General features: G+C 69.7%; 16 protein-coding genes. 9 read left to right on the top strand and 7 right to left on the bottom strand.

The genetic code is table 11. From position 1 onward, the window contains the following. The first annotated feature begins 472 nt into the window (after positions 1 to 472). Positions 473 to 1,300 carry a hypothetical protein gene (locus tag G4D83_RS26350; protein ID WP_163867590.1) on the top strand — a complete coding sequence of 276 codons (828 nt, stop codon included), beginning with the start codon at positions 473 to 475 and terminating at the stop codon, positions 1,298 to 1,300. A gap of 94 nt (positions 1,301 to 1,394) precedes the next feature. Then, the gene (locus tag G4D83_RS26345) at positions 1,395 to 2,792 is read left to right on the top strand and encodes a di-heme oxidoreductase family protein (RefSeq protein WP_163867589.1); all 1,398 of its coding nucleotides are present in this window, start codon (positions 1,395 to 1,397) and stop codon (positions 2,790 to 2,792) included. A gap of 8 nt (positions 2,793 to 2,800) precedes the next feature. On the opposite strand, the gene G4D83_RS26340 is transcribed toward G4D83_RS26345, so the two are convergent. Continuing rightward, on the bottom strand, positions 2,801 to 3,307 hold the full coding sequence (locus G4D83_RS26340) for a hypothetical protein (protein WP_163867588.1): 507 nt from the start codon (positions 3,305 to 3,307) through the stop codon (positions 2,801 to 2,803). 3 nt (positions 3,308 to 3,310) lie between these two features. Then, positions 3,311 to 3,931, bottom strand: coding sequence for a hypothetical protein (locus tag G4D83_RS26335; protein ID WP_163867587.1), 621 nt, complete (start codon positions 3,929 to 3,931; stop codon positions 3,311 to 3,313). A 201-nt stretch (positions 3,932 to 4,132) separates the two neighbouring features. Between G4D83_RS26335 and G4D83_RS26330 the strand changes: the two genes are divergently transcribed. Next, positions 4,133 to 4,900 carry an RNase H family protein gene (locus G4D83_RS26330; RefSeq protein ID WP_163867586.1) on the top strand — a complete coding sequence of 256 codons (768 nt, stop codon included), beginning with the start codon at positions 4,133 to 4,135 and terminating at the stop codon, positions 4,898 to 4,900. Here G4D83_RS26330 and G4D83_RS26325 read toward each other — a convergent pair. Beyond that, positions 4,885 to 5,859, bottom strand: coding sequence for a class I SAM-dependent methyltransferase (locus G4D83_RS26325; protein WP_163867585.1), 975 nt, complete (start codon positions 5,857 to 5,859; stop codon positions 4,885 to 4,887). The genes G4D83_RS26330 and G4D83_RS26325 overlap by 16 nt on opposite strands. Positions 5,860 to 6,078: 219 nt before the next feature. On the opposite strand from G4D83_RS26325, the gene G4D83_RS26320 reads away from it, so the two are divergent. Next, positions 6,079 to 6,960 (top strand): hypothetical protein, encoded by an 882-nt coding sequence (locus tag G4D83_RS26320; RefSeq protein ID WP_163867584.1) that lies wholly within the window; start codon positions 6,079 to 6,081, stop codon positions 6,958 to 6,960. A gap of 38 nt (positions 6,961 to 6,998) precedes the next feature. Here G4D83_RS26320 and G4D83_RS26315 read toward each other — a convergent pair whose 3' ends face one another. Then, the gene (locus G4D83_RS26315) at positions 6,999 to 7,895 is read right to left on the bottom strand and encodes a DMT family transporter (RefSeq protein WP_163867583.1); all 897 of its coding nucleotides are present in this window, start codon (positions 7,893 to 7,895) and stop codon (positions 6,999 to 7,001) included. A 126-nt stretch (positions 7,896 to 8,021) separates the two neighbouring features. Here G4D83_RS26315 and G4D83_RS26310 point away from each other — a divergent pair, with 126 nt between their 5' ends. The 5 genes from G4D83_RS26310 to G4D83_RS26290 all read left to right on the top strand — a co-directional run bounded on the left by G4D83_RS26310 (position 8,022) and on the right by G4D83_RS26290 (position 12,567). After that, a complete protein-coding gene (locus G4D83_RS26310; protein ID WP_163867582.1) occupies positions 8,022 to 8,945 on the top strand; it encodes a LysR substrate-binding domain-containing protein in 924 nt (307 codons plus the stop codon). A 10-nt stretch (positions 8,946 to 8,955) separates the two neighbouring features. Further along, complete coding sequence (amaB, locus tag G4D83_RS26305) at positions 8,956 to 10,488, top strand: L-piperidine-6-carboxylate dehydrogenase (RefSeq protein WP_163867581.1); 1,533 nt, start codon at positions 8,956 to 8,958, stop codon at positions 10,486 to 10,488. A gap of 85 nt (positions 10,489 to 10,573) precedes the next feature. Next, entirely contained in the window at positions 10,574 to 11,188 is a 615-nt protein-coding gene (locus G4D83_RS26300) for a PH domain-containing protein (RefSeq protein ID WP_163867580.1), read from the top strand. Between the two features lie 282 nt (positions 11,189 to 11,470). Further along, positions 11,471 to 11,689: a hypothetical protein gene (locus G4D83_RS26295; RefSeq protein ID WP_163867579.1), complete on the top strand. Its 219-nt coding sequence runs from the start codon at positions 11,471 to 11,473 to the stop codon at positions 11,687 to 11,689. After that, positions 11,686 to 12,567, top strand: coding sequence for a hypothetical protein (locus tag G4D83_RS26290; protein WP_163867578.1), 882 nt, complete (start codon positions 11,686 to 11,688; stop codon positions 12,565 to 12,567). Before G4D83_RS26295 ends, G4D83_RS26290 begins: the two co-directional genes overlap by 4 nt. Before the next feature lie 48 nt (positions 12,568 to 12,615). On the opposite strand, the gene G4D83_RS26285 is transcribed toward G4D83_RS26290, so the two are convergent. The 3 genes from G4D83_RS26285 to G4D83_RS26275 form a co-directional block, all read right to left on the bottom strand. Then, the gene (locus G4D83_RS26285; RefSeq protein WP_163867577.1) at positions 12,616 to 14,046 is read right to left on the bottom strand and encodes a glycoside hydrolase family 43 protein; all 1,431 of its coding nucleotides are present in this window, start codon (positions 14,044 to 14,046) and stop codon (positions 12,616 to 12,618) included. A 99-nt stretch (positions 14,047 to 14,145) separates the two neighbouring features. After that, positions 14,146 to 14,415, bottom strand: coding sequence for a DUF2277 domain-containing protein (locus G4D83_RS26280; protein WP_163867576.1), 270 nt, complete (start codon positions 14,413 to 14,415; stop codon positions 14,146 to 14,148). A 139-nt stretch (positions 14,416 to 14,554) separates the two neighbouring features. Next, the gene (locus G4D83_RS26275; RefSeq protein ID WP_163867575.1) at positions 14,555 to 15,826 is read right to left on the bottom strand and encodes an RNA polymerase sigma factor; all 1,272 of its coding nucleotides are present in this window, start codon (positions 15,824 to 15,826) and stop codon (positions 14,555 to 14,557) included. Between the last annotated feature and the right edge of the window lie 94 nt (positions 15,827 to 15,920).

Genomic DNA, 15,920 nt, shown 5'->3' with positions numbered 1-15,920 from the left:
CCTCGACCCAGGGTCCACCTTCCAGTCTCAGCGTAAAAGCAGAGTTATTCTCATTCACTCGTAAAAAAGACTCGTCAGGGAGGGCTCACCAAGACTGATGACCCGACTTGTCCAGATTCGCGGCCCTCACCATCTTGATAATGATTCTCGGAATCGAAATCTGACCATACCAAGACACGCCCGGAAACACGCCACACGCACCGAATGCGTCAATGTCACGCCCGGTCAACCCGCTGTAGCATGAAACGATACATTTCAACGCGGGGCTGTGACGGTACGCGCTACAGAGGGGCGCGGCGCGCGGCGCAATTCCTTGCTGATACAGAGGAGGCGAGACATGCCGGCGGGCGCTGGCCTGCGGGGTGCAAGGGGATGGCTCGCCGCCGGAAGGAGAGCATTCGGGCTGGGCCGGCACCGGATGCAGCGCTCTCTCGGCGGAGAAGACCCCCCTATTCAAGAGGTAGGTAAATCCATGCGGTTGAAGATGATGGGCCGTTTTTTCGCGGCGGCGCTTCTGAGCGTGATGTCGGGTTGTCAGGGCGAGGAGCCCACGGCGACGGACGGTGACGTGGCCACTCAGGAGGCCGGTGCCGAGTCGAAGTGCACGCAGCGCTTCGATGGAATCAACAGCTGCGCGCTGGGCAATGCGCGGCTGTCGTCGACGGAGCAGGGCCTGGCCGTGACGAACCTGCGCAACGTGAAGTCGGACGGTGTCGCCAGCACCTTCGCCCGGGCGGCGAGCTGGTCGCAGGCGTCGGAGATCAAGTTCGGCAGCACCGCGGGCGTGCTGCAGCTGGACGCGCGCTCGGGTGACCAGGTGGTCAGCACCCTGCGTGTGGCGCCGGGTCGTGAGGCGAACAGCGCGTTCATCACCCCGACGTTCAGCGGCGCGCCGGGCGGCTCCAACTACCGGATGAACGTGTACCGCGAGGGCGTGCTCCAGGGAACGTCCACCAACACGGCCAACCGGATGATCGTGTTCAACAACTGGCGGGACTTCATCCGCTGGCTGGTGGCGTACGCGGACTTCTTCGAGCTGGACATCATCTGGAACAAGACCGGCGAGGCGCCCACCGCGCCGGCCAACGTGGGCGCGTGCGGCTGGCGCCTGCGCACCGACGGCTCCACGTTCTCCGTGACGCTGGACGACGGCAAGGTCCTCACCGGTGACTCCGTGGAGTTCATCGAGGAGATCGAGGACGGCCACTATCCGTACAACGGCTTCACGGGCATCGACGTGAAGGCGACCGCGCAGGGCATCAACATCCTGAGCGAGTCCTTCAAGCCGGCGGCGAAGTAGTCGTCCCGCCCGTGCCTTGAGCACGGGCGCCCCACCGGGCGGGAGCCGTCCTGTCCCGCCCGGTGTCGTTTCCCGCCTCCCTGGAGACACCCCGATGAGCCGGCGGCTGTATCTGTTGGGCATCCCCCTTGGAGCCCTGCTGCTCACCGCGGTGTGGGCGCAGACGGGGCGTCGTCCCCTGCCCCCTCCCCTGGTGCTGGGACAGCTCGACCTGGCCCTGGAGCCGGACGAGGAGCTGCCCGGCGGCGCCGCCACGGTGAAGGACGCGGGGCGCAATGCCTTTGGCCGCTCGCCGCCGAACATGGACCGCTCCCGGTGGCCGGAGTTCCACCTGGGCAAGCGCGTCTTCGACCGCGACTGGAGCGACCCCGGCCATGGCCCCGGACTGGGCCCGCTCTTCAGCTCCAACTCCTGCATGGGCTGTCACGTGAAGGACGGGCGCGGACGCCCTCCCCTCTCGCCCTCCGAGCCCCTGGTGTCGATGGCCTTCCAGCTCGGCTCCCCCACGGGCCCCGGGCCTCATCCGGTGTACGGCGAGCAGCTCGACCTCCATCAGCTCGGCCAGCCTCGCGGCGAGGGCACCGTCGAGGTGGGCCACGAGGAGTCGAGCGGCACGTTCTCCACCGGAGAGCCCTACTCCCTCTTGCGTCCCCGCTACCGCTTCAAGGACCTGTCGCGCGGCCCGCTGGAGGACGGCACGCCGTTCTCCCCCCGCGTGGCTCCGGCCAACTTCGGGCTGGGGCTGCTGGAGGCCATTCCCGAGGAGACGCTGCTGGCGTTGGCGGACCCCGAGGACCGCGACGGCGATGGCATCTCCGGGCGCGCCAACCAGGTCGAGGACGTGAAGGAGCGCCGCACGCGGATGGGCCGCTTCGGGTGGAAGGCCAACCAGCCCACGTTGCTCCAGCAGGTGACGCACGCGCTGGTGGCGGACATGGGGCTGACGAACGAGGTGTATCCCCGCGCCCAGGAGCCCGAGGGCGCCTCCGTGGGCGCCGGCGCTCCCGACGTGAAGGACTACGACCTGGAGCGGCTCGTCTTCTACACGCGGCTGTTGGCCGTGCCGAAGCGCAGGGAGTGGGACACGCCCGGTGTGCTGCGCGGCAAGGCGGTGTTCCGCGCCATCGGCTGCGCCTCCTGTCACGTGGACCGGCCCATGGAGACAGAGGAGGTCCCCGGCTTCCCGGAGCTGTCGCGCCAGCGCATCTTCCCGTACTCGGACCTGCTGCTGCACGACATGGGCGAGGGCCTTTCGGATGGACGTCCGGACGGGCTCGCCACTGGCCAGGAGTGGCGCACCCCGCCCCTGTGGGGCATCGGCCTGACCCAGACGGTGAGCGGCCACACGCGCTTCCTGCACGACGGCCGGGCCCGGAACCTCGAGGAGGCCGTGCTGTGGCATGGCGGAGAGGCCGCGCCCGCGCAGGAGCGCTACACGCGGCTCTTGCTGGAGGACCGGGAGGCCCTGCTGACGTTCCTCGGCTCGCTCTGACCCACGCTTCAGTGAAGGTGCTTCACGCGCCGCAGCCCCAGCCACAGGGAGACCGACAGCGCCGGCAGCGCCAGCAGGTCCGTGACATCCATCGTGTGAGCCACCGGCGCCACGCCTGGAATCACCCGCCCGGACAGCCACGCCCACGCCGCGCGCACCGGCCACTGCAACGTGCCCAGCCCCCAGCGCCAGCAGTCACCGGCGGGCTCGAACACCTTGATGGCGGTGAAGACCAGCGCCGTCATCACCAGGCACGTGGTCAACACCGCGCGCGAGGGTTGGAACGGCTGGGACCCGCGCGAGACGGACTGCTCCCAGAGTCCCTGGAGCAGGAGCGGGAACATGGCCAGCCCGGCGACGTCCGACAGCTTCCCCGTCCACCACGACGGCCAGCGGACCTTCAGCACGTGGTCATTGAGCACCAACACCAGCACCGCGCCGAACACGAGCGGATGCAGGAGCGTGTCGCCCGGCACGGGCCGCGTCGTCGTGGAGGTGGGGATGGAGACACTCACCACTCAGCGGGGCCCCAGGATGACCTCGAGCCCGTCCGGCGCCGAGTCCTCCGTCTCGTCGATGCTCACCTCGGCCACCATCCGCCACTCCACGTCCACCGTGCCCTGGATGTCCTTCTCGGCCGCGCCCTGCAGGGTCAGCTCCAGCGCCGCTTCCCACTCACACGGCTGCTCCAACTGGCAGACGTCCCCATCCGACAGGGCCTCGAAGCGCACCGCGCCCGCCTCTCCAGCGGCCAGGGGCGCGGAGGAGGCCAGGGTGACGGCGCGCGGACCGAAGACGAGCTTCGCCTCGATGACGGGCTGCTCCAGAGCGCCCGCCTCGTCCGGGGTCCACTTCGCGAAGAGCGGTGCGCGCATCGTCACCCAGACCGTCTGCTTGGAGCCCCTGGGAACGTGCACCTTCACCGGGAGGACCGCGCGGGCGGTGGGAGACGCATCCGACAGTTGAAGCGTGCCCGGCTCGGACTCGACGACGACGGGGGACGGTTCCGACATGGACGTGGCCACCGAGGCGACGCTCGCCACCAGCAGCGCCAGACGCGCGGCCCACGCGCGGGCACGCGACGGATGGGGCCAGGAGGAGCTCGGAGGACGTGGCGAAGCAGGATGCGCGGTCTGCATGGCGATGACGGGCCTTCCCTCGGGCACCCTCGGCCCATGGGCCCGAACCGGGAGGCCGAGAGCAAGCCATGTACCAGGATGAAGTACCAGCGAGGGAGTCCTCGGGCCGTGCATGGAATCACGACTTTCGTGTCAGCCCGAGGACGCCGGCGGCGCGAGTCCTCCTGGCAGGGCGAACCCGGGGCCGCCTAGGGTGGTGGCATGAAGAGTCACGCCACGTTCGTCTTCGCCGACGGAGCCTGCTCCGGCAACCCAGGCCCGGGAGGCTGGGGCACCCTCATCGCCACGCCGGACGGGCAGGTGACGGAGCTGGGCGGCCACGAGCCGGAGACGACCAACAACCGGATGGAGCTGACGGCCGTGGGCAAGGCGCTGCGCCACCTGGAGGCGACGCCGGGGCCGCTGCACATCCACACGGACTCCACCTATGTGATTCAGGGTGCCACCCGCTGGGCCTTCGGCTGGAGCAAGCGCGGCTGGAAGACGGCCGACGGCAAGGAGGTGGCCAACACAATCTACTGGAAGCGGCTGATGGCGCTGCTCGCCCAGCGCAAGCAGACCCACTCCGGTGAGGCCGCCGTCGTCGAGTGGCACTACGTCCGCGGGCACGTGGGCGTGCCGGGCAACGAGCGGGTGGACGCCATCGCCGTGTCCTTCTCACGTGGCAAGGGCATGCGGCTCTACAGCGGCCCACTCGTCGGCTACGACGTGGACGTGTACGACGTGCCCGAGGACACGTCCCTGCCTCCCGAGAAGCCCCGGGAGGAGAAGGAAAAGAAGGCCAAGGCGCACTCCTACCTGAGCCAGGTGGGCCGCAGCGTGAAGCGCCACGCGACGTGGGCCGCGTGCGAGCGACGGGTGAAGGGCGTGTCCGATGCCCGCTTCAAGAAGACGAAGAGCGAAGAGGACGAGGCGCAGGTGCTGGCGGACTGGGGCGTCAAGCCCGAGGACGTTCAGGCCGAGGACTGAGTCGGGCCGCGCACCGCCGTGAGCAGCAGGTCATACTTGCCACCGAGGTACGTGCGGAAGCCGTGCTGGTGCAGGTAGCGGCGGTAGAACGAGAGGTCCTTCACCAACAGGGACAAGTCCGGCTCGCGCAGGTTGCGCACGCGCGCGCCGTAGACGACCTCTCCGTCGCGGAAGCGGGAGTTGGGGAAGCCGAGCACCAGCGTGGCCTCGGGCTCCAGGTGCTCCTGCACCAGCGTGCGAAGGAGCGCGTGGTCATCCACGCCGGGGCTCTGCAGCGTGCCCACGGAGACCACCAGGTGGAAGCGGCCCAGACCTTCTGGAAGCGCGTTGAGGTCGGCGACGAGGAAGGAGTGACGCGCGTCGGGGAAGCGGGCCCGCGCCTCCGCGAGCGCGCTGGCGCTGTGGTCCACGCCGACGAAGGTGACGTCCGGCGCGCCCTCCAGCCAGGCGAAGGCCGCCAGTTCGTCTCCGCGATTGACGCCCAGGTCCAGCACCCGTGCGCCCTCGGGCAGGCGGACCCGGCCCAGCGCCTCCAGCCAGGGCAACAGGAACCCCGCGTCCTCCAGCTTGCGCACGCGCGCGAAGGCGGAGTCCACGCCGTAGCGCTCCTGGAGTGACACCTCTTCGGAGGCAGTCCCGCCCGCGTGCCAGGAGGCCTCCGGGCCCAGGGGCTCGAAGGTGAGCGAGACATGCGTGGTGTCCACGCCGCGGGGCGTGAGCAGGCGACACCCCAGTCCCTCCGCCAGGTCACACCAGCTCCGCAACGGCCGGTGCACCAGCCCCTGCCCCGGCCCCACGCGCTCCCCCGGATAGGAGCCCCGACCCAGGTCCGGGTCCGGCACCTCGATACACACCCCGCCCTCCCCCGCGAGCATCGCCTTCAGGTGGCGCAGGATGAGGACGAGCGGCTCGTCATGGAAGCGGCGAGGAGGGACAGGGACTTCGGTGGGGCGGGCCATCTCCCCGCCAGACTACCCCCTCGCGGGAGAAGCGCGAAGACTCGCGCAATGGCAATGCGATGCCCCTCCTCGTCGCAATCCCATACACCAGGCCCTGTCGGACCTCGGGCCCCTGAAACACGGCGCGACATGTCCACTGTCTGACTTCTCCGCATGACGCACGCGCTCGACGAAGCGCGCATTGACGACGACATGGACTTTCCATTATTTCCGATTGATATGCGAAAACTGATTTTCACGAGTCTCGGTTTCCTGCTGTGCACGACCGCCGCCTGTGGAGGCGCCAGCTCCCTCGACGGCGGGGACACGGAGGGAGCGCTGTCGACGCGGGAGCAGGCGGCCTTCTCCGGGGTGAATGGCGGCTACTGCCTGGTGAGCGGCTACAACTGCAAGCTGCAGGTGAACGGAGGCAACCGCGTCCCCACCAACGACCCGGCGGACGACAACTGGGGCCTTACGACAGGGGTTCCCATCCGGGACGGCAACGGCACCGTGGTGGGGACGAACACGCGCACCAGCGCCGCCTTCAACTACGGGCAGACGCGCACGTTCGCCGGAGAGCCGTACGCCTTCGCGGTGTCGACGTCCAACTCGAGCGCGGGGTGGCTGCCCATCTCCAGCATCCTGGGCCGCACGTCCTTCGAGCAGAAGGTCGGCCACGTCTCCGCCCTGGGCGCGGGACTGGACAAGCTGGGCTGCTACGCCGTGCGCAACTCACATGACCCGGTGCTGGAGCTCAAGAAGGTCGTCTACGACAGCGACGCGACGCACGAGCGCGCCGGAGACTACCTGCCGCTGGTGCGCGCCAACGGGCAGCGCTCGGTCAACCTCGTCTTCAACGTCCCGGGCATGGCCCTGGGCGGACCGGCGGTGGACCACTTCCCCGCGGGCACCAAGTTCCAGCGCCTGGACGTGCCCACGGAGCATGGCGTTCCCTCCATCGACATCCCCCTCTGGGTCCAGGACAGCGCGGGCCGCTATCGCCAGCAGTCGGGGGAGATGAAGTTCCTGTATGGCTATGTCATCGCGGCCACCACCGGAACCAAGCGCAACGGGTGGATGGCCTACGACGCGCTCCAGGTCAGCTCCGGCTGTCCCTGAGCCGAGCCACTCCGAGCCGGGCCGGCGGAGCCCCTCCCTCAGGAGGGCTTCCGCTGGCTCAGCGCGACGCTGCCCAGGATGAGCGTGCCCGCGGCGGCCATGGTGAGCGTCACCGGCTCGTCCAGCAGCACCCACGCCCAGGCCACGCCGAACAGCGGCAGCAGGTACGTCACGGTGACGGCGCGGGGCGCGCCAATCCGCTGGATGAGCCGGTAGTACAGCGCATACCCCGCCCCGGTGCAGAGCACGCCGAGCGCGACGGCCGACAACCAGGACACGCCCCGGATGGGCTGGGACGGCCAGGAGGCCACGGCGAACGGCAACGTCAGCAGCGCGGCGCAGCCCAGCGTGGCCGCGGCGACCGCGCCCGCCGGCAGGCCCGTGAGGTGCCTCTTCACCAGGTTCGCCGAGACGCCGTAGAAGAAAGCCGCGGACACGCCCGCCGCCACCGCGAGGCCAGGGCTGCTTCCGGCGATCTTCCCGCTGGCGAGCACCACCACGCCGGCGAAGCCCATGACGAGCGCCACCGCCCGCCGTCCGCCGATGCGCTCGCCGTAGAAGAGGAAGGCCACCAGCGCGGTGAAGAGCACCGTCATGCTGTTGGCGATGGCGCTGATGCCCGCGGGCGCACGCTGCGCGGCCCAGGCGAAGAGGGCGAAGGGCGCCGCCGCGTTGAGCGCGCCCACCAGCGCCAGCTTCGGCCAGAGCGAGGGCGTGAAGGCCGCGCGGTGGCGCAAGAGGAAGGGCATCAGCACGAGCGCCCCCAGCACCAGCCGCACCGAGACGAGCGGCAGGGCCCCGAAGTCAGGCGCGGCGATGCGCATGAACATGAAGGAGGAGCCCCAGATGGCCCCCAGCAACCCCAACTCCAGCGGGGTGAGCCAGGCGCCGGACAGGGCGGGAACGACGGGACGGACAAGAGCGGGAGAGTTCATCGGACGGTCCACCAGGGTGACGCAAGGCACGAATCTGACGCCGGTCTGCCCTCTTTCTGCTCCCGGCCCCCTCCTGCCACAACCTCATGGTTTTGAGGGCAGCCACAAGTATGATTTGAGGCTCGCATGCCACTTCCCTCGGCCTGGCTCCCGGCCCTGGCGGCCTTCGAGGCGGCCGCGCGCCACCAGAACTTCGCCCATGCCGCGGAGGAGCTGCACCTGACGGCCAGCGCGGTCAGCCACCACGTGCGCAAGCTGGAGGGACTGCTCGGCGTCACCCTCTTCGAGCGGCATGCGCGCGGCGTGTCCCTGACGATAGAGGGCCGTCAGCTCGCCGACGCCGCGGGGGGCGCGCTGGCGGACATCGACGACGTGGTGCGCGAGCTGGGAGACACCCGGGAGGAGCGCCACCGCGTGCGCCTCACCACCATGCACTCGCTGGCCCACACCTGGCTGCTGCCGCGCCTGCCGGACTTCGCATCGGCCCACCCGCACGTGCGCATCCGCGTCGACACGGAGATGGCGCTGACGCGCTTCGACGAGGGAGGGCCTGACGTGGGCATCCGCTATGGCCTGGGTCACTGGCCGGGGATGACGGCCCATCACCTGATGCCGGACGCCATGTTTCCGGTGGCCTCCCCGGACCTGCCCGGTGTCGAGCACGTGTCGGCCCCGGCGGACATCCAGAAGCTGCCGCTCGTGGGGGACCTGGCGCGGCAGTCGTGGCAGGACTGGTTCCGCGCCGCCGGGGTGCACGGCGCGCGCATCGACGTGCGCCACGAGTTCAGCGACACCACCAACGCGCTGCTCGCCTCCGCGCGTGGACTGGGCGCGGCGCTCGCGCGCGACAAGGTCTCCGAGCCCTTCCTCGCCAACGGGAGTCTCGTCCGACTGCCCGGTCCTCCGCTGCCCACGCGCTACTCCTACTTCGTCGTCTACCCATCCCACCGTCGGCTCCGGGCCGCGGCGCGGACCTTCGTGGACTGGGTGCTCACGCAGCCGGGCCGCCCCCCCGCGCCACCGGTCGCCAGGAAGCCCCCGACGTTGTAGGAAGTCGCCCATGCTCCACCCCACCCTCGACGCGCTCGGCCTGACCGAGCACAACCCTGGCAGCTATCTCGGTCACGGCGAGTGGGCCGGCTCCGCTTCCGAGCCCGCCCTGGAGGTCTTCAATCCCTCCAATGGCCAGCGCCTGGCGACCGTGTCGTCCGCGAGCGCGGAGGACCAGGAGAAGCTGATGCACGCCGCCGCCCAGGCCTTCGTGGCGTGGCGCGCGCTGCCCGCCCCCCGGCGTGGCGAGGCCATCCGGTTGTGCGGCGAGGCCCTGCGAAAGCACAAGGACGCGCTCGGCTCGCTCGTCGCGCTGGAGATGGGCAAGGTGAAGGCCGAGGGCGACGGCGAGGTGCAGGAGATGATCGACATCGCCGACTTCGCCGTGGGCCAGTCGCGCATGCTCTATGGCCTGACGATGCACTCCGAGCGCCCGGGCCACCGGATGTACGAGCAATGGCATCCGCTGGGTCTGGTCGGCATCATCAGCGCCTTCAACTTCCCCGTGGCCGTCTGGTCCTGGAACGCGTTCATTGCCGCCGTGTGCGGGGACGTGTCCATCTGGAAGCCCTCGCCCAAGACGCCGCTGACGGCCATCGCCTCGACGCGCATCTGCAACGCCGCGCTGAAGGCGGGCGGCTTCCCGGAGGTCTTCTTCCTGCTCAACGCCGCGGGCACCGCGCGCGCCGAGCGCCTGGTGGAGGACCCGCGCGTCGCGCTGGTGAGCTTCACCGGCTCCTCCGCCGTCGGACGCCAGGTGGGCGTGCGCGTGGCACAGCGACTGGGGCGGAGCCTGCTGGAGCTGGGCGGCAACAACGCCATCATCGTGGACGCCACCGCCGACCTGAAGCTGGCGATTCCCGCCATCGTCTTCGGCGCGGTGGGCACCGCGGGCCAGCGCTGCACCACCACGCGCCGGCTCTTCGTCCATGAGTCCATCTTCGACGACGTGCTGGGGAAGCTCGCCACCGCGTATGCCCAGGTGGAGACGCGCATCGGCGACCCGCTGGAGCCGGGCACCCTGATGGGCCCGCTCATCGACAAGGCCGCCGTGCAGCGCTTCGAGGCGACCGTGGAACAGGCGCGCGCGGCGGGGGCCCGCATCGTCAGCGGAGGCAAGGCGCTGGAGCGCCCGGGAAACTTCGTGCAACCCACGCTCATCACCAGCGTGAAGCCCACGGATGCATGGGTCCAGACGGAGACCTTCGCGCCCATCCTCTACGTCATGCCGTACCGGACGCTGGACGAGGCCATCACCTTCCAGAACGGCGTGCCCCAGGGCCTGTCGTCGTCCGTGTTCACCCGGGACCTGCAGAGCGCGGAGAAGTTCCTGTCCGCCTCCGGCTCCGACTGCGGCATCGCCAACGTCAACATCGGGACTTCCGGCGCGGAGATTGGCGGCGCCTTCGGTGGCGAGAAGGACACCGGCGGCGGCCGCGAGTCCGGCTCCGACGCGTGGAAGGCATACATGCGGCGGCAGACCAACACCCTGAACTACTCCGACGCGCTGCCCCTGGCGCAGGGCCTTCGCTTCGACCTGTGACGGGGCCGTCCCCTATGCTCGCCCGGGGCCCGACACGGGCCACGCGGTTCCACCTCGCTGCACACCACACCCAGGGAGATTCGACATGTTCGGGAAGCTCGCCGCAGACGCGCTCGGCCTCAGTGATATCGGTTCCGTCATCGCCACCGCGGACTACGACAAGGTGGACTCCGACGACTATGTGATGCACGAGGACCAGGAGAAGATCTTCTTCATCATCAAGTCCAAGTCCGACGAGTACTGTTTCACCAACAAGGCGCTCGTCCACCTCGACGGCACCAGCGCCGCCAGCAAGAAGCGCATGCTGCGCCGCTTCACATACAGCTCCAACCCCATCTCGAACGTCATGCTGGAGACGGCGGGCACCATCGACATGGACGTCGAAATCAAGTTCCGCCTGGGCGCGCGGGACTTCTCCATCGACGTGCACAAGAAGCACCTGGAGCAGGTGAAGGACCTCTACAAGGCCCTGTTCCGCATCTCCGAGCTGATGCACGAGAACGAGCTGGCGCTCAGCCACGCGAAGACAAGCCTGGAGGTGGCCTCCACCACGCTCGGCCGCGGACAGGCGGGCCCCGCCCCCATCGTCGAGTCCTTCAAGGAACTCAACCAGGCCGCCTTCGCCTGGCTCGCCGGCGCGCAGCAGAAGTACTGGGTGAAGGACTTCGGCTTCGTCTTCGAGCGATACATCAAGGCCTGAGCCGTCCGTCCGTCCGTCCGTCCCACATTGACCGCCGGATGCCTGCTCGGACATCCGGCGGCCGGGCGCAGCACGCGGCGTCCTCACCCCCTACACCTGTTGTCACTCTCAAGACAGGTGCTCTCTGCAATCCAGGTACAACAGGACTCAATCGACGAGAGGCTCGGACGGGCCTCTCGTATGTCTTCGGGATTCGCTCTACCCTGGAACTCCTCACCAGGAGCGTTCGCGATTCTCACCTCGTCCTCCCAGACCGCCCCCACTGGCTGGCACGACATTCTCGTGCGTCACCTCGAACCCCTGCTCGGAGGCTTCACCGCGAAGATGGCCATCCACACGGCGGCGCTGCGCGCGCTGAAGCGCCCGCCGGAGCAGGTCACCCTCCAGGACATCCCGCAACTGCTCGAAGGCCTCAAGCCGATGCTCAACACCTTCATTGGCGCGCTGCACGCCAAGGTCATCCTCGCGGAAATCGCCACCTCGCTGGAGAAGGCGCGATGAGCCCCGCTTCCGCGCGTTCCACCTCCGTCGCGCCGTGGTTCGGCGCCGTCATCGCGCTCCAGTTGGCGCACCTCATCGCCGTCGCGACGGCGGCGCCCGAGCGGGTGGGGCTGGTGCATGACGTCGCGGGCTGGGTGAGCGGCCTGCTCGCCGTCGCCGGCACGTTCGCCGCGGCGAGTTCGTTCGTCTCCGGAGACTACCTGCGCAAGGTGTGGGGCGGGCTCACGGCGGGAGCCGCCCTGTCCCTGGTCAGCGCGGCCTTGCGCAGCTACTGGCTGCACACGGTGCCGGACGTGCCCTTCACGTCCTCGCCGCTTCTGCCCTACCGCATGGTCGCCGTGGTGCTGGCCAACAACGCCACCGTCTACGCGCTCATCCTCCTGGCGATGACCTACCGGAAGTCCGGCCTCCAGCCTCCCTCCAGCCCTCGCACGAAGGCGCTGTGGGCGGCGACGACCCTCGCGGCGCTGGCGGTGGGCATCCCCTCGCTCTTCACGGAGATGCGCAACTTCGCCTCTGGCGCCATCTCCCTGCCCTCGGCGGTCATCAGCGCGGTGTCGACGCTGGCGGACATGACGACCATCTTCCTGGTCGCCCCCATCCTGAGCGTGGCGTACATGCTGCGCGGCGGGAAGCTGGCCTGGGTGTGGTGGGCCATGGGCCTGTCCGGCGCCACGTGGCTGCTCTATGACGCGCGCGTGTGGCTGGCCCCGCTGCTCCCCGGTGACGGGGCGCACGCCGCGGAGCTGCTGCGCACGCTGCGCACGTCCGGGCTCGTGTTGCTGGGCCTCGCGGGCTGGCTGCAGCGCTCCGCCCTGGGGCCCCAGAAGGTCGAGGCCCCCGAGGCCTCGCTCAACACCTCCGCCGGGATGTCCTGACGCCGGAAGGGGGTACGGTGCGCCGTGCCCCCTCCAGCTATCCCGAGGCTACGGCCGGGGACGCGAGCCCGCCGAGGGAGCCTCCGGCACCGCGGGCCAGCCGTCCGGCCAGGTGATGGCATCCACGAGCATGACCCGCGCGGTGTGAGCATTGTTCCACGCGTGGTAGACCATGACCGTGTCGCCTCCTGGTCCATTCACCACGGAGTTGTGGCCCGGCCCCACCCAGCCGCCTCCTGTCGCGAGGATGGGTGAACCCGCCTTGGTGTACGGCCCCAGCGGACTGGTGGCCCGAGCGACTCCCACGGCGTAGGTGCTGTTGTAGTACGCGTTACCACTGTAGAAGAGGTAGTAATAGCCGCCGCGCGCGACGACCCAGGGCGCCTCCACCACGCCGCCCTCCCAGCCGAGGTTGTTGGTGATGAGCGTGCGGCGCGTCCCCACCAGCGACAGGCCGTCCGCTGAGAGCGCCTGGCCGTAGATGGGCGTGGGCTGGCCCACCGCGTTCCCATCCGCCTTCCACACCAGGTACCCCGTCCCCGCGGTGTCCGTGAAGAACGTGGCGTCAATCATCCCCATGCCCGCGTCGTGGATGAGGGGCCTGCCCAAGTCCGTGAAGGGGCCCAGCGCGCTGGTGGACGTGGCGGCGCCGATGGACAGCTTCCCGTCCGTGTGGCGCGCCGTGTAGTAGGCGATGAAGCGGCTGCCCACGCGGTGGATTTCCGGCGCCCAGAAGTCACCGGAGGCCCACGACGGCCGAGTCCCCGAGGGGAAGATGGAGCCCGCGCCCGTCCACGTCACCAGGTCCGTGGAGACGCGCAGCGGGAAGGCGCTGGCCGCGCCGCCGGACGTGCACGCGGCCACATAGCGGGTGCCGTCGTGGATGACGCCCGGGTCCGCGCAGTCCACGGCGACGACGGGGTTCTGGTACAGGCCGCCGCAGCCCGTGTAGCGGAAGGACATGCCGCACGCATTCGCTCCCGAGAAGTAGGGCCCCCAGCCGTTCGACAGCACGGCGTGGGAGTTGGGGGACGCGTTCACACAGGCCCTGTCCCAATACACGCGGCCCCCGACGTCGTCGTACTGCGCGGGGTGGTTCGCCGGATGCAGCCACGCGGCGCCGTATGTGACGCGCGTGGCGCAGGCCCCCGCGCCGGGGCAGGTGGTGTCGAGCGCCATCACACAGCCGTTGTGGCCCGTGAAGTACGGCTTCCAGCCGTTGGAGAGCACGGCGTAGGAGTTGGTGCCCTCGTTGACGCAGACGCCATCCCACGTCACCAGGTCCGCGGCGATGTCATAGCCGGGGTGACCCGCGGAATGAATCCACCGGTCTCCGTAGGTGATGCGCGTGTTGCATGCGAGCGCCCCGGTGGCACTCGCGGGCGCACTGGCTTCAGGCGCCTCCGGACTCCCGCTTCCACAACCCACTTCGAGCAGCGAGGCGACAACCACCACGGACCACCACGAGGACCGCTTCATCGGACGACCTCAGGACGCAAGGGCCAGCCTCGGCCGCATGCGCCGTGTGCACTGCGTGGGAACAGTCGGTCAGCGCTTGCTCGAAGGCGGCGCGGGACTTCAGCCGGCCTCTGCCTTCTTGTAGCGCAGCTTCTTCAGTGCCTCGAACCGCACCCTGTCTCTCGGGGGCGTCGTCGCCACCAGCCCGTCCAGCATCCGCTTCGAGCTTCGGTAGATTTCCTCGACGGCGACCTCGAACGCGTCGGCGTTCTGCTTCGACGGCTTGCGCGTCCCGGCGATCTTCCGGACGAACTGCAAGGCCGCCGCGCGGATGTCGTCATCCGTGGCGGGGGGCGAGAAGTTGAACAGGGGTTTGATGTTCCGGCACATGCGCACAGGGTAGTCCAACTCCCCCGCACGGCGGCCCTGGAGCCACGTCACCCGGGACGAGCGGCTGCTTGCGCACGACGGTCAACGCTTCGGCTCCAGGCGTCGCGGAAGATTTCCGCGAGAGTACGCGTCCTGGCGCTCACGCCTCCTTGCGAGCGCAGGCGGCGGCGCGGTCCAGGAGCAGGGCCTGTTCGCGCACGTTGCGGGTGAGCGTGGCCGCCCGCTCGAACTCCTTCCGGGCTTCGTCGAAGCGGCCCAGCTTGCGCAGCAGGTCTCCGCGCACGCTGGGCAGCAGATGATAGTGGGCGAGCGAGGGCTCCGAGGTCAGCGTGTCCACCACCGCCAGTCCGGCGGCGGGGCCATACGCCATCGACAGCGCCACCGCGCGGTTCAGCTCCACGACGGGCGACGGGGTGAGCCGCCCGAGCACCGCGTACAGCGACGCGATGCGCGCCCAGTCCGTATCCTCTGGCTGACGCGCGCGGGCATGACACGCGGCGAGCGCGGCCTGCAACGCATACGGCCCCTGCGCCCCGCCCAGCTTCTCCGCGCGCTCCAGCGCCGCGAGCCCGCGGCGGATGAGGAGCTGGTCCCAGAGCGCGCGGTTCTGTTCGAGCAGCAGCACGGGCTGACCGTTGGGCCCCACGCGGGCCCGCGAGCGTGACGCTTGAATCTCCATCAGCGCGACGAGCCCGTGGACCTCCGGCTCCTGGGACGCGAGCTCCGCGAGGATGCGTCCTAGCCGCAGCGCGTCCGCGCACAGCTCCGGCCGCATCCAGTCGTCGCCCGCCGTCGCGGAGTAGCCCTCGTTGAAGACGAGGTAGATGACCTCCAGCACCGACGACAGGCGGACCGCGAGCTCCTCGCCCCGGGGCAGCTCGAAGGGCACCTTCTCCTCGGAGAGCGTGCGCTTCGCCCGGACGATGCGCTGGGCGACGGTGGTGGACGGCACCAGGAACGCGCGAGCAATCTCCTCCGTCGTCAGGCCCCCGAGCAGCCGCAGGGTGAGCGCGACGCGGGCCTCCGTCGACAGGATGGGGTGGCAGGCGATGAACATCAGGCGCAGCAGGTCGTCGCCCACCTCGTTGTCGAGCGCCGCGTCCAGGTCCGGCGCGCCGTATTCCTGGTCCGACTCCAACTCGTGGCCCAGCTCCTCGTGCTTGCGCTCGACGCGCTTGCCCCGGCGAAGCTCGTCGATGGCGCGCCGCTTGGCGGTGGCCATCAACCACGCGCCCGGGTTGTCCGGGATGCCTGCCGTGGGCCAGCGCTCCAGCGCGGCAACCAGCGCGTCCTGCGCGAGCTCCTCGGCGAGCCCGACGTCACGCACCATGCGCGTCAGACCGGCGATGAGCCGAGCGGACTCGATTCGCCAGACCGCTTCGATGGCACGATGTTTCTCGGAGACCGTCACGCGGCGGAATAGAGCACCCTCATCCGGCGATGCAAGGACGGCCCGCGCCCGGACGAAGAGAACACTCGCGGGGGCGACAGGTGCCCAACGGCCA

The organism is Myxococcus eversor, from assembly GCF_010894455.1.
In the GTDB taxonomy this organism is placed as follows: Bacteria; Myxococcota; Myxococcia; order Myxococcales; family Myxococcaceae; genus Myxococcus; species Myxococcus eversor.
The sequence above is the reverse complement of the archived record's forward strand: the minus strand, read 5'-3'. Positions and strand labels throughout refer to the sequence as shown.